The organism is Salinicola sp. LHM (assembly GCF_034479735.1).
In the GTDB taxonomy this organism is placed as follows: domain Bacteria; phylum Pseudomonadota; class Gammaproteobacteria; order Pseudomonadales; family Halomonadaceae; genus Salinicola; species Salinicola salarius.
Window position 1 is genome coordinate 1,831,113 of sequence record NZ_CP140261.1, and the last position, 19,687, is coordinate 1,850,799.

A 19,687-nucleotide genomic window follows, 5' to 3' on the forward strand; every position below is an offset into this window, starting at 1 on the left:
CTGCTTGCGGCGCGATTGGGGCTCGAACTCCGTGTCTAGATACCCAACTGCTGCCGCACGCGAGCCAGAGAGTCCTCCTGCAACCGGCCGTAGAGTTCGAACTCGTCGTGAACCGGCCGGCCGAGGGCGAGCTCGAAGGCGCCCTGATTGGATTCATTGGCATACGCCTGGTGTCGGGCATCGCCGAGATTCGACTGGAAGATGCCGGCGGCGCTGACCGGCAGAAAATCCTCGTAGGTGATCGGCGTGGCGTCGATCCAGTCTGCTGCCAGGGCCTCGTCCAGCGAGGCCGGGGCTGGCTCGCCGTCGGCCAGGCGTTGGCGGCCGCTCTCGCTGATCGCGTAATGGAAGTAGGCCAGCGCGTCACGCTGCAGCGCGTCCAGGTCATCCGGGAATGCCGTGAAGTACTCGCGCAATTGGCGCTGGTGGGCGAGATTGTCGGCGGCGGGCGGCGCCTGGCGGGACTTGGCCAGCAATTCATCGTACAGTGCGCGCCCCTTGGGCGTCAGCGCCATGCCGCGCTGCTCGATTTCGCCAAAGCGAGCGGTATGGGTGCCGCCATCGCTGCCGGCGAAGCGCACCGGCTCTTCCAGTGCCTTGAAGCTGGTCTGGCGTAGCAGAATGGGCCACTCGCGCTTGGGTGGGCCTTCGATGACGGCCTTGGGCGTGATTCCGTAGTCGGGCATGGCAGCCTGGGCGGCATCGATATCCAGCGTGCGCGGGGTGAGATGATTGATATGCGGGCCGCGAAAGCAGACCACGTCGGCGATCAGGCGATGGGCGTCGTGCAGCGCCTGGTAAGTCTCGTGATCGACGGTCGCGTCGCGGTGCCAGCGGAAGGTTTCGAGGATCTCGGTCACGAAGCGCTCGGCCTGGTCGCGGTCGAAGCCGCCCTGGCGCTCGCCGAGTTCGATCAGCTCGCGGGCCGCCGGCGTGAAGATGTCGCGTTCGGCAAGGATCGAGGCGGCCTGGCGGCGCAGGTCGTCGTTCTCGATCAGCTCCAGGCGCAACAGCGACGTGAAGACGCGGAAAGGATTGCGCCGGAGCGAATCCTCGTCGATGGGGCGGAAGGCGGTGGAGTGAACCGGCACGCCCGCTTCCGACAGGTCGTAATAGCTCACCGGGAACATGCCCATCAACGCGAAGACCCGCCTCAGCGTCGACAGCTCCTCGGCGGTGCCGACGCGAATCGCCCCGTGGCGTTCGACATCCAGGCGCGACGTTTCGTTCTGAGCATCGAGCCGGGCGGCCAGTGCCGGGTCCGCTGTCAGCGTCTCGCGGTTGATGTTGGCGACCAGTTCCAGTAGATCGCCGTATTGCGGCACTTCCTGGCGGTACATGTCGGACATGGCTTGCGAGAAGGCGCTGCGGATATCGTCGGGAGAGACCAGGGACAGTGTCATGGCGAACTCGATGACTGGAAATGAAGACTTCCATCCAACGCTATCGTCACTCGCGAGGCAAGTGTCTTCCTGCGAGCGGGAACCAATCGATAAACCGGCGTCGCATATTGAAAAAGCGGAGGTGGGAAGAGAGAAGAGAGAAGAGAGAAGAGAGAAGAGAGAAGAGGGTGGATCGAGATGTGTTGGAGGACGGGATCGTTCCGGAAACGGCGCCGTCATCCTCGCTGGATTCGAAGGCGAATCCTGACAGAGTGGCGGTGCCGTCGATGTATCTTTCTGCGTTCTATCTTCCTACGTCGGCTGGCGGGCTTTCCACACCAGTGCCGGGGCCAGCAACAGCAACGACAATATCCAGGTCGGCCAACTACCGGTGCGCGTGAACGGTGTCAGCCCGGTCATCGGGACGACATCGCCGACCACGCTGGCAGTTTCGAACTGCGGCGCCTGCTCCCGCAACTGGCCCTGGTCGTCGATGATCGCGGTCACCCCGTTGCTGGTGGCCCGGATGACGTAGCGGCCGTTCTCCAGCGCGCGCAGTTGGGCCATCTGCAAATGCTGAAGGGGGCCGATCGAGCGACCGAACCAGGTATCGTTGGAGACCGTCAGCAGCACGTTGGCATCGCGCGCGCGCTCCGCGACCAGGTCGGGATAGACGATCTCGTAGCAGATGGCGCTGCCGATGGCGACGCGATGAGTGAGGATCGGCGGCTGGGAATCGGCGCCGGCAGCGAAGTCGGACATCGGCAGATTGAAGAAGTCGATGATGCCGCGCAGCAGGAAATCCAGCGGCAGGAATTCGCCGAACGGCACCAGATGGCTCTTGCGGTACTCGCCGCGGACATCTCCCACCCCCGTGATGGCGTTGTAGTAACGCCCGGCCTCGTCGCGCTGAACGATGCCGGTCAGCAGCGACGTCTCCGGGGGAAGTGTCGACTGCAGTCGAGCCATGAACGGGCGCGCCTGCTGCTCGAACATGGGCAGTGCCGTTTCCGGCCACACGATGATGTCGACATCGTCGGGTTGCTGGCGCGTCATGCGGGTGTAGGTGTTGACGGCGTTGCGCTGGCCCTCGGCGCTCCACTTGGAAAGCTGGGGCAGGTTGCCCTGCAGCAGCGCGACCCGCAGCGGATCGGCGGCCTGCGACGTCCAGTGGGTGGGCAGGGCCAGCGGCACCAGCCACAGCAGGGCGACGGGCGCGACCGCCCACCAGCGCCGACGGCAGAACTCGACCAGTAGCGTGCCGCTGAGTGCGACGATCAGCGACAGCAGATAGACGCCACCGATCGGCGCCCAGGGCGCCAGCGGCGAATCGACATGGGCGCTGCCCAGCAACAGCCACGGGAAGCCGGTGAACGCCCAGCTACGAAAGGCTTCGCCCAGTACCCAGACCCCGGCAAAGCTGAGGAAGGCCAGCCGGGGCGAGGTGAACCGCCGGTAGAGACCGAAGATGAACGCGTGGAACAGCGCCAGCGTGGCGACGAACAGCGCGGTCAGAAACAGCGCCAGCGGCACGCCGGTATAGCCGTAGTCGTGGATCGAGACGTAGACCCAGGAGGTGCCGGTCCCGAACAGCCCGACGCCGAACAGCCAGCCGCGCAGGGCGGCCTGACCCACGCTCAGGCGGTGGTGATCGAGATACATCAGGGCCACGGCGACCGGACCCAGCCACCAGAGGTGGAAGGGGGCGAAGGTGAGCGTGGAGAACCCGCCGGCGACCAGCGCAGCGAGATAGCCCGGCCAGGGTCGACGGGCGGAAATCAACGGCTTGGCTTGCGGCATGTCGGGGGCACTCCTTGCGAAAAGTGCCCCTTATATCAAAGTTGCCGATCGAATGCGTCAAGTGCCTGCAAGCCGAAGGGCGGAATCGATCAGCTTTCGATACGGCGCGGGGAGTCGCTTTCGACCTCGGCCGGCACCGGCCTGGCCTGCAGCAGGCGGATGCGTCGATTATCGGCATTGAGGACGGTGAATCGCCACTCGCCGAGATCGGTATGTTCGTTGCGACCGGGCAGGTGGCCAAAGCGCTGCATGATCAAGCCGCCGACGGTATCGAACTCGTCGTCGGAGAAGGCCGTGTCGAAATGCTCGTTGAAGTCCTCGATCGGCGTCAGCGCGCGGACGGCATAGGTGCCGTCGCCCATGTCGCGAATGTCCTCTTCCTCGTCGGTGTCATGCTCGTCCTCGATATCGCCGACGATCTGCTCGAGGATGTCCTCGATGGTGACGATACCGGCTGTGCCGCCGTACTCGTCGACCACGATCGCCATGTGATTGTGGGTGTCGCGGAACTCCTTGAGCAGGCTGTTGAGGCGTTTGGACTCGGGAACGAACATCGCCGGGCGCAGCACATCGCGCAGCTCGAACGCCTCGCGCTCCTGGGGATTGCCCTTCAGCAGCGGCAGCAGATCCTTGACCAGCAGAATGCCGATGACGTCATCGAGGTTGTCGTCGATGACCGGGTAACGGGAGTGTGCGGTTTCCAGGATGATCGGCAGGCAATCTTCCGGGCGCTGCGTCACGTTGATCGCGGTGACCTGAGAGCGCGGAATCATTACCTCGCGCACCTGCTGGTCGCTGATCTGGAAGGCACCTTCGATGATGGTCAGCGCATCCTGATCGAGGTTCAGCCTAGGGCCGGCCTCGCGCAGAAAGGTGAGCAGCTCTTCGCGGGAGCTGGGTTCATCGAAATCGCTAGAGAAGGTACTGATGAGTTTATCCAGCCAGGATCGACTGTTCTGGCTACTCGATCGGTCTTCGCTCATGACTGTGGTCTCTTGTCCTCGGATGACGCACGGAAGGGGAAAACGATGGCGCGCCGGCATGACGCCCGCGCGCGTGGCCGCACCGCACTAGACGGGGGCTCGATAACAGCGTGTGTTGAATCGATGGTCGATGTCCGAAGGGGGCCGTCCGCAATCCGGGAGCGGCTAGGCGGAGGCTCGTCAGGCTGTTCGGCCGTCAAGCTCGGGGTCTCGCTTGATCCTTCCCGGCCCTCGTTCCAGGCAGGGCAGGAAGGTCTCGTCGGTGTCGGCATGGCGATGAATGTTAGCGTCGTGGGTCGGCGTCTAGACATCGGGTTCCGGATCGATGACACGATAGGGGTCCGTGATGCCAAACTGGGTGAGCAGCGTTCTTTCCAGCGCTTCCATCTGCTCGGCTTCCTGATCATCTATATGGTCATGGCCGAGCAAATGCAAGCAACCGTGTATTACCAGATGGGCGTAGTGCGCCTGGGTCGACTTGTGCTGTTCCTGCGCTTCGCGCACCACGATGTCGTGGCAGATCACCAGATCGCCAAGCAAGGGAAGCTCGATTCCGGGTGGCGTCTCGAAGGGAAAGGAGAGCACGTTGGTCGGCTTGTCCTTGCCGCGATAGTCGCGATTGAGCTGCTGGCTCTCGTCCCGTTCGACGAAGCGGATCGTCAACTCGTGGCGGCCATCGCCTTCCTGGTCGAGCACGGCACCGACCCAGGCTTCCAGCTCCGCCTGTGTCGGAAGGGCGGCTTCGGCCTCGGTGCCGACGGCAATCTGACGGTCGATCTCGGGACTCATGATTCGCCTTGATCCCGCTGGGATTCCGCGTCGAGGCGTGCCTGACGACGGTCTTCCCGGCGCTGGCGCTGGGCCGCTTCCTCGGTTGCCTCGTGGATGTCGTAGGCTTCGATGATGCGCTGCACCAGCGGATGGCGAACGACGTCCTTGGGGGCGAACTGGGTAATCCCGATGCCGGCCGTGTCGCGCAGCACTTCGAGCACGTGAATCAGGCCGGAGCTCGAGCCACGGGGCAGGTCGACCTGGGTCGCATCGCCGGTGATCACCGCCGTCGAGCCGAAGCCGATACGGGTCAGGAACATCTTCATCTGCTCGCGCGTGGTGTTCTGGCTCTCGTCGAGAATGATGAAGGCATTGTTGAGCGTCCGCCCGCGCATGTAGGCCAGCGGGGCGATCTCGATGATCTGGCGTTCGATCAGCTTGTTGACGTGCTCGAAGCCCAGCATCTCGTAGAGCGCGTCGTAGAGTGGGCGCAGGTAAGGATCGATCTTCTGCGCCAGATCGCCCGGCAGGAAGCCGAGCTTCTCGCCGGCCTCGACGGCCGGACGTACCAGCAGGATGCGTCTGACTTCCTGACGATTGAGCGCCTCGACCGCCGCCGCGACCGCCAGATAGGTCTTGCCGGTGCCCGCCGGGCCGATACCGAAATTGATGTCGTGGCGGCGGATGCTGGCGACATAACCCTGCTGGTTGAAGCCGCGGGGCTTGATCAGCGTTCGCGGCGTCCGGATGAGCAGGCCGCCGGCTTCGATGTCGCCGGTTTCCTCTTCCAGCGCCTCGACGCCGGACTCCTGAAGATAGAGATGCACTGTATCCGGCGTCAGCTCGTCGGCTTCGGTCTCGCGGTAGAGGTGTTCGAGCACGTTGGCCGCTGCCTTGACGCTGGCATCCGGGCCCGCAAGCTGGAAGACGTTGCCGCGATTGCGCAGCGTCACGCCGAGGCGGGCCTCGACCAGCTTCAGGTGTTCGTCGCGCTGGCCGCAGAGATTGGCCAGGCGCATGGGATCGTTGGGTTCGAGTGTCAGTGACACGACGCGGCTGTCAGACTGTTGGTCTTGGGTCAACGCAAAGAGATCCGTTGGTTTGAAAAAGTTGGCTTGGAAAAAGGTGCAACTTGAAAACTTATCGCCAGCTTACTGCGCCGCTTCCTGTCGAGGCAATGACCGGGATTAACCTGCACCTGGTTCCGACAGGCTCTCCCGCGTATCGAACGCGAATCAGTCTGGCGGAGCAAGGCGAGGCACGGAGCGCCTCGCCTTGCGTCAGGCTAGATGAGGGCGATTGGCGCTAACTCAATAGCGGTCGGCGGATACCAGCTCGCCACGCAGTGAATTGGGCAGGGCTTCGGTGATGGTGACGTCGACGAAATAGCCGATCAGCGACGTCGGATCTTCGGCCCGGAAATTGACGACACGGTTGTTTTCGGTACGCCCGGAAAGCTGCCCCGGATCCTTGGGCGAGAAGCCGGTGACCAGAATCCGCTCCCGGTTCCCCACCATGCGGCGACTGATCTGCTGCGTCTGCTGGTTGAGCCGATCCTGCAGGATCGCCAGGCGCTGCTTTTTCGTCTCCACGGGAGTGTCGTCCGGCAGGCTGGATGCCGGCGTGCCGGGACGCTTGGAATAGATGAAGCTGAACGAGGCATCGAAGCCGATGCGATGGATCAGGTCCATGGTGTCTTCGAAGTCCTCGTCGGTCTCGCCGGGGAAGCCGATGATGAAGTCCGAGGAGAAACTGATGTCCGGACGCAGCGCCCGGATGCGCTCGAGCTTGTCGATGTACATGTCCCGGCCGTGGCCGCGCTTCATGGCAGCAAGAATGCGATCCGAGCCCGACTGCACCGGCAGGTGCAGGTGGCTGACCAGCTCCGGAATCTCGCCGTAGGCCTCGATCAGGCTGTCGGTGAACTCGACCGGGTGCGAAGTGGTGAAGCGAATGCGATCGACGCCGTCCACCGCCGCCACGCAGGCGATCAGTTCCGCCAGATCGATTTCGTCGCCGCTCTCGTCCAGGCCGCGATACGCGTTGACGTTCTGGCCCAGCAGGTTGATTTCGCGCACGCCCTGTTCGGCCAGGTGAACGACTTCTTCCATTACCGACTCGAAGGGGCGCGATACCTCTTCGCCGCGAGTGTAGGGCACGACACAGAAGGTGCAGTACTTGGAGCAGCCTTCCATCACCGAGACGAACGCGGTCGCGCCGTCGGATTTCGGCTTGGGCAGATGATCGAACTTCTCGATCTCGGGAAAGGTCACGTCCACGGTCTGGATCGGTGTCGCGCTCTTGCTGCGGGCATCCAGCATGGTGGGAAGCCGATGCAGCGTCTGCGGGCCGAATACCATGTCGACATGAGGCGCGCGCTTGCGAATGTTCTCGCCTTCCTGGCTGGCGACGCAGCCGCCGACACCGATGACCAGATCCGGGTTCGCGGCTTTCAGCTTCTTCCAGCGACCGAGCTGGTGGAAGACCTTTTCCTGCGCCTTTTCGCGAATCGAACAGGTGTTGAGCAGAATGACGTCGGCTTCACTTTCGTCATCGGTCATTTCCAGACGATGAGATTCGCCGAGCAGATCCGCGATACGGGCGGAGTCGTACTCGTTCATCTGACAGCCGTGAGTCTTGATGAAGAGCTTCTTCGTCATAGGTTGCGTTGCTGCGGCCATGCGCGCGTCACCGATGCCCCGTGGAAAAACTGAAGAGGAGAGACAGGAAAGACGGCGCCCAGCCAGTGTGCGCGCCGTTCAGGCCTTCTCGAGAACGCGGCATTATACGGGGGATGAGGCCATACAGCCAACCCGTGCCGCTCGCACGGCGCCATGGCTGTGGTACCCTTGCGCCTATTTGAGACGCCATGATGCCGCGTTCGCGGACAGGACGAACCGGCTGCGTGGCAATGATATCGAGAGAGCCGTTCATTTATGCCCAGCAAGCCGATCTATCGGGTCGTGTTCCACAACCAAGGTGAAGTTTGGGAACTCTACGCCAGAGAGATCTTTCAAAGCGACCTGTGGGGGTTCATCGAAGTCGAGGCCTTTGTGTTCGAGGATCAGACCAAGGTGGTCGTCGACCCCGGTGCGGAGAAGCTTCGGCGCACGTTCGATGGGGTCAATCGCAGTTATATTCCCTACAGCGCCATCGTGCGGATCGACGAAGTCGAGCGCGGCGGCGTAGCCAAGGCCGTGAAGGCCGAGGGCAATGTCACCGAGTTCCCGCGGCCGATGGCCTGGCCACCGCGGGACGATGGCTGAAACGAGCCGGTTAGAGTGGCCGATACCGACCGGCCGATGGGTGGAACGAGGTTAGAAAATGACGGATTGGTCAGATTTTCACCAATTTGTCGTCAATGCCGAAGCAGCCGGTGAATGGCATGATCGCTGCGCAGGTTGTCCAAATGGTTATCCACAGAAAGTGTGGATGATTGAATCACCGCCCTCGCAGGAAGCGATGCGCGGTCTCATCGTCGCCCAGTTCATCGTCACATGAGCACGAAATGCCCAACCGTTACCGACTAGCCATTTAAGATCACGACGATATGTTGAAAATTCGAAATGCAGTCATGGGTTGCGCCTTGGGCGCGGCCCTGTTTTCCGCCTCCGCCGTGGCTCAGGATGGCCACTGGGTCAGTGATTCATTGACTACGTTCGTGCGCAGTGGCCCCACCGACGGCTACCGCATCGTGGGAACGCTCACCAGTGGTGATCCCGTTACCGTGCTGCAGACCCAGGGCGACTATACGCAGGTGCGCGGCCCCGACGGCGACGAGGTATGGGTCCAGTCCCAGTTCATCCAGGACCAACCCAGCGCCCAGCAGCAACTGCCGGCGCTCCAGAAGAAGGTGGACGAACTGACCACGCGGCTCGATGGCATCGATGACGAGTGGAATCAGCGGGTGGCCGACATGCGTAACGAACTGGAAGGCCGTCAGGCGCAGGTCGACGAGCTGCAGGCCACCAATAATCAGCTCAATCAGGCCTATTCTCAGGCGGAGAGCAAGATGCGCGAGATGCAGGCGCGTCTGGATACCCAGGAAGAAGATCTGCTGATGCGCTACTTCATGTATGGCGGCGGGGTGGCCGGCGCGGGGCTGATCGTCGGCCTGATCGTGCCGCATCTGCCGCGCCGCCGGCGCAAGCGCGACCGCTGGTTCTGAGCCTGCCTGAGGAGTCGTGATGACCGCCGCGGATTGGTTGCAGCGCTGGCAGGAAGGACGCATCGGGTTTCATCGCGAGATGCCGCACCCGGCGCTGGAAAGGCACTGGCCGCGACTCGGGCTGGACGCCGGCGCCAAGATCCTGGTGCCGTTGTGCGGCAAGAGTCGGGACATGCGCTGGCTGGTCCAGCGCGGTAATCCGGTACTGGGAGTCGAGCTGTCGCCCCTGGCGATCGAGCAGTTCGTGGCGGAAGGCGATCAGCCCGCGCTTCGCTACCGCCGATCCGGGTTCGAGTGCACGCGGCAGGGGAGCGTCGAGCTGTGGTGTGGCGACTTCTTCCACTTTCAGGTGGATGAAGCGGCCGAGCTGGCGGGCTTCTACGATCGTGCCGCCCTCATTGCGCTGCCACCGGCGACGCGCCAGCGCTACGCTCACCATCTGGCGCAACTGCTGTTGCCGGGCAAGCGCGGCCTGCTGGTCACCCTGACCCATGACGACCCGGAGCGCGGCCCGCCGTTCAGCGTTCCGCACGAGGAAGTCAGGGCGCTGATGGCCCCCAATTTCGAGCTGACGCTGTGCGAGGTATCGGAGGCCAGAGATGGCCTGACCGAAAGCGTGTGGCAGTTGGTGAGGCGGGGCCCGCCGCTCTAGTGGCTACCGAGGTGTCGTCCGGTCGTGGGCCCGTGCGGCGTCGCCCCAAGCTACCCAAAACCGCTATCCTGAAGCCCGGAACGAGAGAACCGCCTGCCACGGTGACGTGGCAGGCGGTTCTTCGCGTTCGGTGGAGACTTCCGGGAGAGATCAGCGGGCCAGCAGGTTGGCCAGTTGCTGATCGCGGAAGGTGCGGTCCAGGGCGTTACCCAACAGTTCGCTCACCATGCGGTTGTTGGTATCCCAGTCCGGCTTCACGGCGTAGCTCTGGGAGCGCTTGGCGGTGTAGCGACCGGTATAGGTGTTGCCGCCATTGACCACTTCCGCCTGGATGATCGCCTGGAGCTGGGAGGCGTCCAGCAGCGGCTGCTCAGCGGTACCGCGGGCGTAGGCCAGATCGGTCAGTGTCAGGGTCAGCGAAGGGCCGCCGGCGTTGCTGCTGGTCGGGTTGAACCCCATGCTGCGCAGGGCGTTTTCCGCCTGGACACGGATCTTGGGAATGACATCGTTGGCCTCGACGGTAATCGTCGACGTTGCCGACGGGCTGCCCGAGCGCGTGCCGATGACGCTGCTGTCGCGTCCGTCGACCACTTCCAGCGAGACCGACTGGCCGTTGCCGGTATGCGGAAAACCGCCGCTGACCTTGGGACTCACGGACAGAATCTGGGGGCTCTGGGCACAGGCCGCCAGCAGGCCGAGCAATAGCAGTACGGCCAGGCCTTTGAACGCAAACCATTGACGCATAACAGTGAACCTCTCGAGTCGTGGAAACGGCGCGACCATTATAGACGTCGGTCGCGAGTTTCCGGAATGCGACGAAGACCCCTAAGGCCTTGACCCGGCTGCCGCCTCATGAGGCCGACAGCGGTGCTAGTGTCTGTGGTCGTGAGGTATCGAAGCGATGCAGACGGCTGGGCTGGGCGAAGAGCCGTTTGCCACGGGTGATCGCCAGGCGTTCGAAATCCGCATGGCTGATCGTGGCCAGCCACGGTTCGCCCAGCCAGTCCGCTTCCAGCTCGAGGCGAACTTCGGCGCCTACCGGCACGACGGCCGTGACGCTGACCGGCAAGTGCGCGCGGGTGCTGGGCTGCTCGTCCAGGCGGACCTCATGGGGTCGCAGCAGCAGTTCCTGGCGACCATTCTCGATGCCGGGCACCGCCACCCGCGCGTTGCCGCAGGTGAGGACTTCCTTCTCGATATCGCCCTCGATCCGGTTGACGTCACCGAGGAACTCGAACACGAAGCGATTGGCGGGTTGGCGATAGAGCGTATCCGGCGTTGCGATCTGTTCGATCCGGCCGTTGCTCATCACCACCACCCGATCCGACAGTTCCAGCGCCTCTTCCTGGTCGTGGGTCACGAACAGGCTGGTGAAGTGAAGCTCCTCGTGGAGATGGCGCAGCCAGCGGCGCAGCTCCTGGCGTACCTTGGCATCCAGCGCGCCGAACGGCTCGTCGAGCAGCAGCACGTCGGGCTTCAACGCCAGCGCCCGCGCCAGCGATACGCGCTGCTGTTGCCCGCCGGAGAGCTGGGCCGGGAAACGCTCGGCGAAATCCTGCAGCCGGACCATTTCGAGCAACTGCATCACCCGCGAACGAATCTCGCCGCTCGACGGCCGCTGCGAGCGCGGCATGGCAGTCAGCCCGAAAGCGACGTTGTCGAACACGCTCATGTGGCGAAACAGCGCGTAGTGCTGGAACACGAACCCGATGCGCCGGTCGCGCACGTGAACCCGAGTCACGTCACGATCGCCGAAGTGGATCGAGCCGCTGTCGGCCTGTTCCAGCCCGGCCACGATACGCAACAGCGTGGTCTTGCCGGAGCCGGAGGGGCCGAGCAGGCCGATCAGTTCGCCATCGTGGATATCGAGATCGATGGGTTCGAGGGCGCGGGTCCGGCCATGGCCCTTGGAACCATGTCCCTGGTAACCATAGGTCTTTTCGATCTGCGAGATGCGGATACTCATGTCGCGGTCTCCCGGCGCGCAGCGCGCCATTCGAGTGCGGCCTTGGCGGCCAGCGTCAGCAGCGCCAGCAGTGCCAGCAGCGATGCACTGGTGAAGGCACCCACGGTGTTGTAGTCCTGATAGAGCTGTTCGACCTGCAGCGGCAGGGTATTGGTTTCGCCGCGAATCGCCCCGGCGACCACCGAGACCGCGCCGAACTCGCCGACCGCGCGGGCGTTGGTCAGGATCACGCCGTAGAGCAGGGCATGACGAATGTTCGGCAGCGTCACGCGCCGGAAAATCGTCCAGCCGGAAGCGCCCAGCGTCACGGCTGCTTCTTCCTCGCGGGAGCCTTGCGCCTGCATCAGCGGAATCAGCTCGCGGGCGACGAACGGGCAGGTGACGAACAGCGTGACCAGCACGATGCCCGGCCAGGCGAACATGATCTGGATATCGTGAGCATCGAGCCAGCCGCCGAGCCAGCCGTTTCGCCCGTAGAGCAGCAGGTAGACCAGGCCGGCGACCACCGGCGAGACGGCAAACGGAATATCGATCAGCGTCTGCAGCAGGCGCCGGCCGGGGAAATCGAAGCGCGTCACCAGCCAGGCCAGAAACACCCCGAAGACCAGATTGACCGGCACGGTTATCACGGCGACCAGCAGCGTCAGGCCGATGGCGGCAAGCGTGTAGTCGTCGCTCAGGTTCTGCCAGTAGACATCGATGCCGCTCATTAACGCCTGGGCGAAGATCGCCACCAGCGGCAGCAGCAGGAACAGCGCCGTCAGCACCAGGGCGGCCCCGATCAGCAGACGGCGGACACGCGGTGCGTCACCGATCCGTATCATCAGCCGCGCCCTCCGTGCAGTCGTTTGATGAAGCGGCCTTGCCACAGATTGATCGCCAGCAGCAGGGCAAGCGAGGTGGCGAGAACGATCGAAGCGACCGCCGAGGCACCGGCGTAGTCGTACTCCTGCAGCTTGACGAAGATCATCAGCGAGGTGATCTCGGTTTCGTAGGGCTTGCCGCCGGCAATGAAGATCACGGCGCCGAACTCGCCGAGCGAACGCACGAAGGCGAGCCCGGTACCGGTGACCAGCGCCGGCCACAGGTAGGGCAGGATCACCCGGCGGAACGCGAGGCTATCGCTGGCGCCGAGCGTCATCGCGGCTTCGTCCACTTCGGCGGGGAGATCTTCCAGTACCGGCTGCACGGTGCGAACCACGAACGGGATGCTGGTAAAGGCCATCGCCAGGGCGATCCCGATCCAGGTGTAGGAGATCGAAATGCCCAGCGGCTCCAGCAGTCGTCCGATCCAGCCGTTACTGGAGTAGAGCGTCGCCAGCGTGATCCCCGCCACCGCCGTCGGCAGCGCGAACGGCAGGTCCATCAGCGCATCGACCAGGCGCTTGCCGGGGAACTCGTAGCGCACCAGCACCCACGCCATCAGCAGCCCGAACGCGGCGTTGAAGATAGCCGCCACCGCGGCGCCGAAGAGCGTCACGCCGTAGCTCGCCAGCAGGCGCGGATCCGTGATCAAAAACCAGTACTGCGACCAGCTCAACTGCGAGAGCTGCCCCACCAGACTGGTCAGGGGCAGCAGCAGAATCAGCGAGACGAAGGTCAGCGAGATGCCGAGCGAGAGGCCGAAGCCGGGCAGCACTCGGCGTTCGCGGCGCCAGGTCAGAGCGTGTGCGATCATCGGCGCTGAAGCTGATCCAGTTCACCGCCGCTCGAGAAATGCGTTTCCATCGCCTCGGGCCAGCCGCCAAAGACGTCTTCGACGCGCAGCAGTTCGGTTTTCGGGAACTGGTCGCTGAACTCCTCGGCCACCTTCTCGTCGTTGACGCGGTAGTTGAACCCGGCCAGCAGGCGCTGCGCTTCCTCGGTGTAGAGGTAGTCCAGGTAGCCCTTGGCCAGGTCTTCGTTGCCGTTGCGCTCGGCGTATTCGTCGACCACGGCCACCGGGAACTCGGCCAGGATGCTGACCGGTGGTACTACCACTTCGTAGTCGTCCTTGCCGTATTCGTTACGGATGTTGTTGACCTCGGACTCGAAGGTGATCAGCACGTCGCCGATACCGCGCTCGACGAATGTCGTCGTCGCGCCGCGGCCGCCGGTGTCGAACACCTCGACGTTGCCGAGGAACGTGCTCATGTAATCTTCGATCTTGTCCTGATCGCCATCGAAGGCCTGGTCGGCATAGGCCCAGGCGGCGAGATAGGTGTAGCGGCCGTTACCCGAAGTCTTGGGATTGGGGAAGACGAGAGAGACATCGTCCCGCGCCAGGTCATCCCAGTTCTCGATCTGCTTGGGGTTGCCCTTGCGCACCAGGAAGGCGGTCGTGGAGTAGTAGGGCGACGCCTGGTTCGGGTAGCGATCCTGCCAATCCTCGGCGACCAGGCCGGCGTCTGCCAGCACGTTGACGTCGGTCACTTGGTTGAAGGTCACCACGTCGGCACGCAGCCCCTGCATGATCGAACGAGCCTGCGTCGAGGAGCCGCCATGGGACTGCTTCACGCTGACGGTTTCGTCGTGCTGGGCCTGCCACCAGTCGATGAACTTCGGATTCACCGCGGCGAACAGTTCGCGAGCGATGTCATAGGAGGAGTTGAGCAGCTCACGCGGTTCTTCCTGAGCCTGCGCGGGCGACAGGGCGCCGAAAGTCAACGCCAACCCGACGGCGGATGCGGTGAACAGCGAGCGAGGCTTGGAAAACCAGGTCATGAGTCAGTCCCCTAGGATTTATTGGTAATGGCGGCAAGGCTAAATAAATCAGAATGGAATGACAATTCGTTTCTATAGAACGTTTAATTATTAATTTGCTCGGTAACTCTATAAGCCCAGATGTTCTTGAGCTCAGGGTGCTCAGGCGCGGCAGACGCTGTGCCTACGGTTCGACGCGAGCAGGCCTGCCGAGTCGGCGGAGAGCAAGCAGCCCCAGCAGCGGGCCGGGGAGTAGCCACCAGGCGATCGTTGCCTCGAGGGCGGGTAGCCATGGCACCAGCAGACCGATCGAGACCGCGGAGATCGCGAACCCGATCGCGTTCTGCAGCGTCAGGGCACTGCCGACCAGCGCGGCGGGGCAAGCGCTGGCGGAGAGCGCGGAAAACTGCGGTGAATCGATCACCGCGAGCAGGCTCCACGCTGCCAGATACGCCACCAGCGCAGCGAAACCGAGGTGCGGAGCGAGCCAAGGATAGAGCAGGCAGCCTATCGCCGAGCCGGCCAGCCCCAGGATCGCGACCCGGCGACTGCCCAGATGCTGACTCAGCCAGCCGCCGAGCCAGCAGCCGGGAGCGCCGACCGCGATCAGGGCGAACGACAGCATCGATAGCGCCTGGGGAGAGAGCGAGGGGTTATCCCCGATCAGCAGCAACGGGATCAGTGTCCAGAGCGTATAGAGCTCCCACATATGGCCGAAGTAGGCGCCGGCAGCACGGCGAAAATCGGCGATGCGAAAGGCCGCCAGCCCGGCCAGACGTGATGGCGTCGGAGTGGAAGCCCGAGCAAGGGAAGGGGCGTCGCCCAGCCGCCATATGGAGACGCCGGCCAGCAGGGCGAGCAGTGATGCGATCCATAGCGTCAGCCGCCAGTCGCCGCTTTCTCTCGCCGAGCCGCCGCCGCTCTGACCTATGAGTCCGCCCCCACTCCAGCCGAGGCCGGCCAGCAGGTGGGGCATCGCGGTGCCCAGCACCAGCATCCCGACGAGCCATGCCAGCCCCAGTCCGGCGCGCCCAGGCGCCCAGCCCACCATCAGTTTCATGCCGATGGGGTAGATACCGGCCAGCGACAGCCCGGTGACCAGGCGCAACCCGATCGCTGGCCAAAGGCCACCGGCATAAGGCAGCAGGGCGTTGGAAAGCGCACCGACCAGGCATGCCAGGGCGAACAGTCGGCTGGCTCGAGTGCGATCGGCAAGGCCGCTGAGACCAAGGCCGAGCGTTCCCAGCAGGAATCCGAACTGCACCGCACCGGTGAGCCAGCCCAGATCGCCGGTGGCGAGTCCCCACGTCCGCTGGAGATCGCCGATGACGGCGTTGGGCGTGAACCACAGCGCGGTGCCGAACCACTCGGCGATGGCAATGATGACAATCGGCATCGGTCTCCCCGCACGAATCAGCCTGGGTCACCGTCGGTGGGCGACGGCATGTCGGTCGCCTTCGGATCGCAGATACCGGCTCATAGACCCATCGCCGAGGAGGTCGAACGCCGCGGATCGGCGCCGCCGGTGAAGGTGCCATCGTCCTCGATCAGGATCGACTGCGCCGCGCCCATCGCCTCCTGCTGGCTGACGGTGTGTCCCATCGCCTCGAGGAGGGCGATCGTGTCCGGGCTGATGCCATCCTCGATGCGGATCTCGTCCGGCAGCCACTGATCGTGAATGCGCGGCGCGCTGACGGCACTCTGGATGTTCATGCCGTGATCGATAACGTCCATCACCACCTGCAGCGTGGTGGTGATGATGCGCGAGCCGCCGGGGCTCCCGGTCACGAGGAAGTTCCTGCCATCCTTCTTGACGATGGTCGGGGTCATCGAGGAGAGCATGCGCTTCTCGGGTTCGATCCTGTTGGCTTCACCGCCGATCAGGCCGTAGGCATTGGGCGTGCCCGGCTTGGCCGAGAAGTCATCCATCTCGTTGTTGAGCAAAAAGCCGGCGCCGTCGACGACGATGCCCGAGCCGTAGCTGAAGTTGATGGTATAGGTATTGGAGACCGCCAGGCCGCTGTCGTCGGCGATCGAGAAGTGAGTGGTCTCGTTGGACTCGTACGGCAGCGGGTTGCCGGCGGCGATCTCGCTGCTGGGCGTGGCGCGGTCGAGATCGATCTGCGCTCGTAGTTCCTCGGCATAGGCCTTCGAGGTGATGCCGGCGAGCGGCACGTCGACGAAGTCGGTGTCACCGAGATACTCGGCGCGATCGGCGTAGGCGCGTTTCATCGCTTCGCTCATGACGTGGATCGTGCGTGCCGAATTGAAGCCCATGGCATGAATGTCGTAGCCCTCGAGAATGTTGAGCATCTGCACGATATGCGCGCCGCCGGAAGAGGGCGGACTCATGGCGTAGACGTCGTAGCCGCGGTAGGTGCCATGTACCGGCTCGCGAATCGTCGGCTGGTAGCCAGCCAGATCCTCTGTCGTCATCAGGCCACCATGGTTCTGCATCTCGGCCGTGATCAGTCGCGCCGTCTTGCCTTCGTAGAACTCCCGCGGGCCGTTCTTGGCGATGCGCTCGAGCGTCGCGGCCAGGTCGGGTTGGCGGAATCGCTCGCCGGCGCGATACAGGGAGCCGTCCGGTTTGTAGAACACCTTGCGCGTCGAATCCCACTGCTTGAGCCGCTGCTGGGACTGTTCGAGACCTTCGGCGAATCGCGGCGGAATGATGAAGCCTTCATCCGCCAGCTTGATCGCGGGCGCCAGCGCCTCGGCGAGACTCATGGTGCCGTACTTATCCAGCGCCAATGCCAGGCCGGCCACGGTGCCGGGCACGCCGGACGCGTTGTGGGTGTAGCGGGAAAGCTCGGAGACGGCCTCACCCTGTTCGTTCTGGAACATGGTCTCGTAGGCTGCCGCCGGGGCCTTTTCGCGGTAGTCGATGGCGATGACCTCATTGCTCTTCTCGTCCGAAATCAGCATGAAGCCGCCACCGCCGATGTTGCCCGAGCGGGGCTGGGTCACTGCCAGCGCGAAGCCGGCGGTCACGGCGGCATCGACGGCATTGCCGCCATCGGCCAGGACATCGTGGGCGATTTGCGAGGCCAGGTAATGGCTGGTTGCCACCATGCCGTGCTCGCCGAGCTGGGGGTGGAATCGCTCCCCTTCGAGGATCGCCGACTGGGCATGCGTCGGTGTCGGGACGAGAGTTGATAACACAGTTGTCAGGCAGACGAGAGACAAGGCCACTGCTCGGCGAGCAGGCAGCATGAAAGGGTGGAAGCGAGGCATGACGTGTCCCCAATGAGTGTTGTTGTGATACGGCCGAATCATGCCATGTGACCAAGGTCGATTCAGCCAAGACCTAGAGCAGTATAGAAACAGTCGATGCTCAGTGCCTCGCCGGCCATGCCGGCGAGGCGGTTTTGCGTCCGGATCGGCCAAAGGTGGCGATGCGTGCGCTAGAATGAGCGCCAACGGCCAGCCTGCATAAGGATCCTTTCATGCATGACTTCAAGATCGCACCTTCCATTCTCTCCGCCAACTTCGCCTGTCTGGGACAGGAGGTCGAGGACGTGCTGGCGTCGGGGGCCGACATCATCCATTTCGATGTCATGGACAACCATTACGTGCCCAACCTGACGATGGGGCCGATGGTGTGCGAGGCGCTGCGCAAGCACGGCATCACCGCGCCGATCGACTGCCACCTGATGGTCAAGCCGGTGGATCGCCTGATCGGCGATTTCATCGATGCCGGCGCCAGCTACGTGACGTTCCATCCGGAAGCTTCGGAGCATGTCGACCGCTCGCTGCAGCTCATTCGCAGCCATGGCTGCAAGGCCGGGCTCGTCTTCAATCCGGCGACGCCGCTTTCCTACCTGGACTACGTCATGGACAAGGTCGACATGATCCTGATCATGAGCGTCAACCCCGGCTTTGGCGGCCAGTCCTTCATTCCGGCGGCGCTGGACAAGCTCCGCGAGGCGCGCCGGCGCATCGACGCCAGCGGGTTACCGATTCGGCTGGAGGTCGACGGCGGCGTCGGCCCGGACAACATCGCCGAGATCGCCGAAGCGGGGGCGGATACCTTCGTCGCCGGCTCGGCCATCTTCAAGGCGCGCAGCCTCGACGACCCCCATCGCTACGACAGCGTGATCGGCAAAATGCGCTCGGCGCTTGCCGGAAACTGAGCCGGCGTGTCGTCGAAAAACGAGGCGGTAGCGGACGATAGCGAGCCGCGCCAGTGGTATCTCTATCTCATCGAGACCGCCAGAGGCGCGCTCTACACCGGCATTACCACCGATGTGGCCCGGCGATTCGAGCAACACTCCCGCGGCCGAGGTGCGCGGGCGCTGCGTGGCAAGGGGCCGTTGACCTTGCGGCACGCCCAGGCGGTCGGTAGTCACGGCGACGCGCTCAAGCTCGAAGCGGCGATCAAGCGGCTGAGCGCCGACGCCAAGCGGCGCTGGATCGAACGGCAGCGGCCGTCATCGTTTTGTCACCAGATTGTCATCTCTCGGGAGCCCGCGGGACCGTAGAATCTCGGGCATCATTCGATATCGAACGGGAACACTTCGATCATGAAAGTGGTGGCACTGCACAATCTCAAAGGCGGCGTCGGCAAGAGCTCGGCGGCCGTCAACCTGGCCCGCGAAGCCAATCGCGATGGTTTGCCGGTGCTGCTGTGGGATCTCGATGCGCAGGGCGCCTCGACCTGGATACTGGGAGGGGAGAACGGCTTGAGCCGCAAGGTCGGCAAGCTGCTGTCGGGCAAGTCGCCGCTGGGAGAGCAGGTTCAGCACACGCCGTGGGAGCGTTTCGATCTGCTGCCGGCGGACATGCGCCTGCGCGAACTCGATCGCATCCTGGAAGACAAGGCGGAGGGCGACAAGCATCTCAAGCGTCTGATCGCGCCGTTCAGCGAAGAGTACGCGCTGATGATTCTGGACTGCCCGCCGGGGCTTTCCACGCTGGCCGAACAGCTGATCCGCGCCGCCGATCGCATCCTGGTGCCGACCATTCCCAGCCCGCTGTCGATACAGGCATTCTCGCGCATGCTGGCGCATCTCGATCTCAAGAAGCGCCAGAGAGAGCGTATCTGCCCCTTTTTCAATCTGGTGGATCGACGGCGTCGTCTGCACCGGGAGTGGATCGAATCACCCCCGGAAGCGATGGGACGCACGCTGCACAGCTGGATTCCCTATTCCAGCGACGTCGAGCGAATGAGTCTCGAAAATCAACCGCTGGCGGACCTGGCGCCCCGCAGCCGGGCGACCCACGCCTACCGCCGTCTGTGGCAGGAGCTCAAGGCCGAACTGGGCGAGTAGTGCCTCGACC

At 63.8% G+C, this 19,687-nt stretch carries 20 protein-coding genes; 7 read left to right on the forward strand and 13 right to left on the reverse strand.

Annotation, left to right across the window (positions count from 1 at the left end):
• Nucleotides 1–35 precede the first annotated feature (35 nt).
• From R5R73_RS08465 to miaB, 6 genes are all read right to left on the reverse strand, one after another.
• Entirely contained in the window at nucleotides 36–1,403 is a 1,368-nt protein-coding gene (locus R5R73_RS08465) for a VOC family protein (RefSeq protein ID WP_322529425.1), read from the reverse strand.
• Between the two features lie 291 nt (nucleotides 1,404–1,694).
• Nucleotides 1,695–3,182 (reverse strand): apolipoprotein N-acyltransferase, encoded by a 1,488-nt coding sequence (lnt, locus tag R5R73_RS08470; protein ID WP_071230371.1) that lies wholly within the window; start codon nucleotides 3,180–3,182, stop codon nucleotides 1,695–1,697.
• An 89-nt stretch (nucleotides 3,183–3,271) separates the two neighbouring features.
• Nucleotides 3,272–4,165 carry an HlyC/CorC family transporter gene (locus R5R73_RS08475; protein WP_071230372.1) on the reverse strand — a complete coding sequence of 298 codons (894 nt, stop codon included), beginning with the start codon at nucleotides 4,163–4,165 and terminating at the stop codon, nucleotides 3,272–3,274.
• A gap of 303 nt (nucleotides 4,166–4,468) precedes the next feature.
• A complete protein-coding gene (ybeY, locus tag R5R73_RS08480) occupies nucleotides 4,469–4,954 on the reverse strand; it encodes an rRNA maturation RNase YbeY (protein ID WP_087718711.1) in 486 nt (161 codons plus the stop codon).
• Complete coding sequence (locus R5R73_RS08485) at nucleotides 4,951–5,955, reverse strand: PhoH family protein (protein WP_083387181.1); 1,005 nt, start codon at nucleotides 5,953–5,955, stop codon at nucleotides 4,951–4,953. The genes ybeY and R5R73_RS08485 overlap by 4 nt, the downstream gene beginning before the upstream one ends.
• Nucleotides 5,956–6,246: 291 nt before the next feature.
• Nucleotides 6,247–7,596, reverse strand: coding sequence for a tRNA (N6-isopentenyl adenosine(37)-C2)-methylthiotransferase MiaB (miaB, locus tag R5R73_RS08490; RefSeq protein WP_071230375.1), 1,350 nt, complete (start codon nucleotides 7,594–7,596; stop codon nucleotides 6,247–6,249).
• Between the two features lie 276 nt (nucleotides 7,597–7,872).
• Here miaB and R5R73_RS08495 point away from each other — a divergent pair, with 276 nt between their 5' ends.
• From R5R73_RS08495 to R5R73_RS08510, 4 genes are read left to right on the forward strand one after another with little or no spacing between them, the layout of a single operon-like run.
• Nucleotides 7,873–8,202 carry a DUF1820 family protein gene (locus R5R73_RS08495; RefSeq protein WP_071230376.1) on the forward strand — a complete coding sequence of 110 codons (330 nt, stop codon included), beginning with the start codon at nucleotides 7,873–7,875 and terminating at the stop codon, nucleotides 8,200–8,202.
• Between the two features lie 58 nt (nucleotides 8,203–8,260).
• Nucleotides 8,261–8,437: a hypothetical protein gene (locus tag R5R73_RS08500; RefSeq protein ID WP_157957044.1), complete on the forward strand. Its 177-nt coding sequence runs from the start codon at nucleotides 8,261–8,263 to the stop codon at nucleotides 8,435–8,437.
• A gap of 49 nt (nucleotides 8,438–8,486) precedes the next feature.
• A complete protein-coding gene (locus R5R73_RS08505; protein WP_071230377.1) occupies nucleotides 8,487–9,104 on the forward strand; it encodes a TIGR04211 family SH3 domain-containing protein in 618 nt (205 codons plus the stop codon).
• Between the two features lie 19 nt (nucleotides 9,105–9,123).
• Nucleotides 9,124–9,756: a thiopurine S-methyltransferase gene (locus tag R5R73_RS08510; RefSeq protein WP_071230378.1), complete on the forward strand. Its 633-nt coding sequence runs from the start codon at nucleotides 9,124–9,126 to the stop codon at nucleotides 9,754–9,756.
• Between the two features lie 150 nt (nucleotides 9,757–9,906).
• Here R5R73_RS08510 and R5R73_RS08515 read toward each other — a convergent pair whose 3' ends face one another.
• The 7 genes from R5R73_RS08515 to ggt all read right to left on the reverse strand — a co-directional run bounded on the left by R5R73_RS08515 (nucleotide 9,907) and on the right by ggt (nucleotide 17,620).
• Nucleotides 9,907–10,500, reverse strand: coding sequence for a YajG family lipoprotein (locus R5R73_RS08515; RefSeq protein ID WP_071230379.1), 594 nt, complete (start codon nucleotides 10,498–10,500; stop codon nucleotides 9,907–9,909).
• Between the two features lie 106 nt (nucleotides 10,501–10,606).
• Nucleotides 10,607–11,722, reverse strand: a complete 1,116-nt coding sequence (locus tag R5R73_RS08520) for a sulfate/molybdate ABC transporter ATP-binding protein (RefSeq protein WP_322529426.1) — start codon at nucleotides 11,720–11,722, stop codon at nucleotides 10,607–10,609.
• Nucleotides 11,719–12,546, reverse strand: a complete 828-nt coding sequence (cysW, locus tag R5R73_RS08525; RefSeq protein ID WP_035411899.1) for a sulfate ABC transporter permease subunit CysW — start codon at nucleotides 12,544–12,546, stop codon at nucleotides 11,719–11,721. Before cysW ends, R5R73_RS08520 begins: the two co-directional genes overlap by 4 nt.
• Complete coding sequence (gene cysT / locus R5R73_RS08530; protein ID WP_071230382.1) at nucleotides 12,546–13,400, reverse strand: sulfate/thiosulfate ABC transporter permease CysT; 855 nt, start codon at nucleotides 13,398–13,400, stop codon at nucleotides 12,546–12,548. Before cysT ends, cysW begins: the two co-directional genes overlap by 1 nt.
• Nucleotides 13,397–14,425, reverse strand: coding sequence for a thiosulfate ABC transporter substrate-binding protein CysP (gene cysP, locus R5R73_RS08535; RefSeq protein WP_322529427.1), 1,029 nt, complete (start codon nucleotides 14,423–14,425; stop codon nucleotides 13,397–13,399). The genes cysT and cysP overlap by 4 nt, the downstream gene beginning before the upstream one ends.
• 163 nt (nucleotides 14,426–14,588) lie before the next feature.
• On the reverse strand, nucleotides 14,589–15,800 hold the full coding sequence (locus tag R5R73_RS08540) for an MFS transporter (RefSeq protein WP_322529428.1): 1,212 nt from the start codon (nucleotides 15,798–15,800) through the stop codon (nucleotides 14,589–14,591).
• A gap of 80 nt (nucleotides 15,801–15,880) precedes the next feature.
• Nucleotides 15,881–17,620 (reverse strand): gamma-glutamyltransferase, encoded by a 1,740-nt coding sequence (ggt, locus tag R5R73_RS08545; protein WP_416221235.1) that lies wholly within the window; start codon nucleotides 17,618–17,620, stop codon nucleotides 15,881–15,883.
• Between the two features lie 233 nt (nucleotides 17,621–17,853).
• On the opposite strand from ggt, the gene rpe reads away from it, so the two are divergent.
• Genes rpe through R5R73_RS08560 form a run of 3 tightly spaced genes read left to right on the forward strand, consistent with a single transcriptional unit; the run spans nucleotide 17,854 to nucleotide 19,677 of the window.
• Nucleotides 17,854–18,540, forward strand: a complete 687-nt coding sequence (rpe, locus tag R5R73_RS08550; RefSeq protein ID WP_087718720.1) for a ribulose-phosphate 3-epimerase — start codon at nucleotides 17,854–17,856, stop codon at nucleotides 18,538–18,540.
• A gap of 6 nt (nucleotides 18,541–18,546) precedes the next feature.
• A complete protein-coding gene (locus R5R73_RS08555; RefSeq protein ID WP_303854313.1) occupies nucleotides 18,547–18,888 on the forward strand; it encodes a GIY-YIG nuclease family protein in 342 nt (113 codons plus the stop codon).
• A gap of 42 nt (nucleotides 18,889–18,930) precedes the next feature.
• On the forward strand, nucleotides 18,931–19,677 hold the full coding sequence (locus tag R5R73_RS08560; RefSeq protein ID WP_303854315.1) for a ParA family protein: 747 nt from the start codon (nucleotides 18,931–18,933) through the stop codon (nucleotides 19,675–19,677).
• Nucleotides 19,678–19,687: the final 10 nt, after the last annotated feature.

Excerpts from the sequence above, each read along its gene's own strand:
- R5R73_RS08510 (WP_071230378.1), top strand. The coding sequence starts at position 9,124 with ATGACCGCCGCGGATTGGTTGCAGCGCTGGCAGGAAGGACGCATCGGG.
- R5R73_RS08560 (WP_303854315.1), top strand. The coding sequence starts at position 18,931 with ATGAAAGTGGTGGCACTGCACAATCTCAAAGGCGGCGTCGGCAAGAGC.
- R5R73_RS08520 (WP_322529426.1), bottom strand. The coding sequence starts at position 11,722 with ATGAGTATCCGCATCTCGCAGATCGAAAAGACCTATGGTTACCAGGGA.
- R5R73_RS08515 (WP_071230379.1), bottom strand. The coding sequence starts at position 10,500 with ATGCGTCAATGGTTTGCGTTCAAAGGCCTGGCCGTACTGCTATTGCTC.
- ggt (WP_416221235.1), bottom strand. The coding sequence starts at position 17,620 with ATGCTGCCTGCTCGCCGAGCAGTGGCCTTGTCTCTCGTCTGCCTGACA.
- R5R73_RS08465 (WP_322529425.1), bottom strand. The coding sequence starts at position 1,403 with ATGACACTGTCCCTGGTCTCTCCCGACGATATCCGCAGCGCCTTCTCG.
- R5R73_RS08485 (WP_083387181.1), bottom strand. The coding sequence starts at position 5,955 with ATGCGCCTGGCCAATCTCTGCGGCCAGCGCGACGAACACCTGAAGCTG.
- ybeY (WP_087718711.1), bottom strand. The coding sequence starts at position 4,954 with ATGAGTCCCGAGATCGACCGTCAGATTGCCGTCGGCACCGAGGCCGAA.
- cysP (WP_322529427.1), bottom strand. The coding sequence starts at position 14,425 with ATGACCTGGTTTTCCAAGCCTCGCTCGCTGTTCACCGCATCCGCCGTC.
- miaB (WP_071230375.1), bottom strand. The coding sequence starts at position 7,596 with ATGACGAAGAAGCTCTTCATCAAGACTCACGGCTGTCAGATGAACGAG.
- R5R73_RS08505 (WP_071230377.1), top strand. The coding sequence starts at position 8,487 with ATGTTGAAAATTCGAAATGCAGTCATGGGTTGCGCCTTGGGCGCGGCC.
- R5R73_RS08500 (WP_157957044.1), top strand. The coding sequence starts at position 8,261 with ATGACGGATTGGTCAGATTTTCACCAATTTGTCGTCAATGCCGAAGCA.
- R5R73_RS08475 (WP_071230372.1), bottom strand. The coding sequence starts at position 4,165 with ATGAGCGAAGACCGATCGAGTAGCCAGAACAGTCGATCCTGGCTGGAT.
- R5R73_RS08495 (WP_071230376.1), top strand. The coding sequence starts at position 7,873 with ATGCCCAGCAAGCCGATCTATCGGGTCGTGTTCCACAACCAAGGTGAA.
- rpe (WP_087718720.1), top strand. The coding sequence starts at position 17,854 with ATGCATGACTTCAAGATCGCACCTTCCATTCTCTCCGCCAACTTCGCC.
- cysT (WP_071230382.1), bottom strand. The coding sequence starts at position 13,400 with ATGATCGCACACGCTCTGACCTGGCGCCGCGAACGCCGAGTGCTGCCC.
- R5R73_RS08540 (WP_322529428.1), bottom strand. The coding sequence starts at position 15,800 with ATGCCGATTGTCATCATTGCCATCGCCGAGTGGTTCGGCACCGCGCTG.
- cysW (WP_035411899.1), bottom strand. The coding sequence starts at position 12,546 with ATGATACGGATCGGTGACGCACCGCGTGTCCGCCGTCTGCTGATCGGG.
- lnt (WP_071230371.1), bottom strand. The coding sequence starts at position 3,182 with ATGCCGCAAGCCAAGCCGTTGATTTCCGCCCGTCGACCCTGGCCGGGC.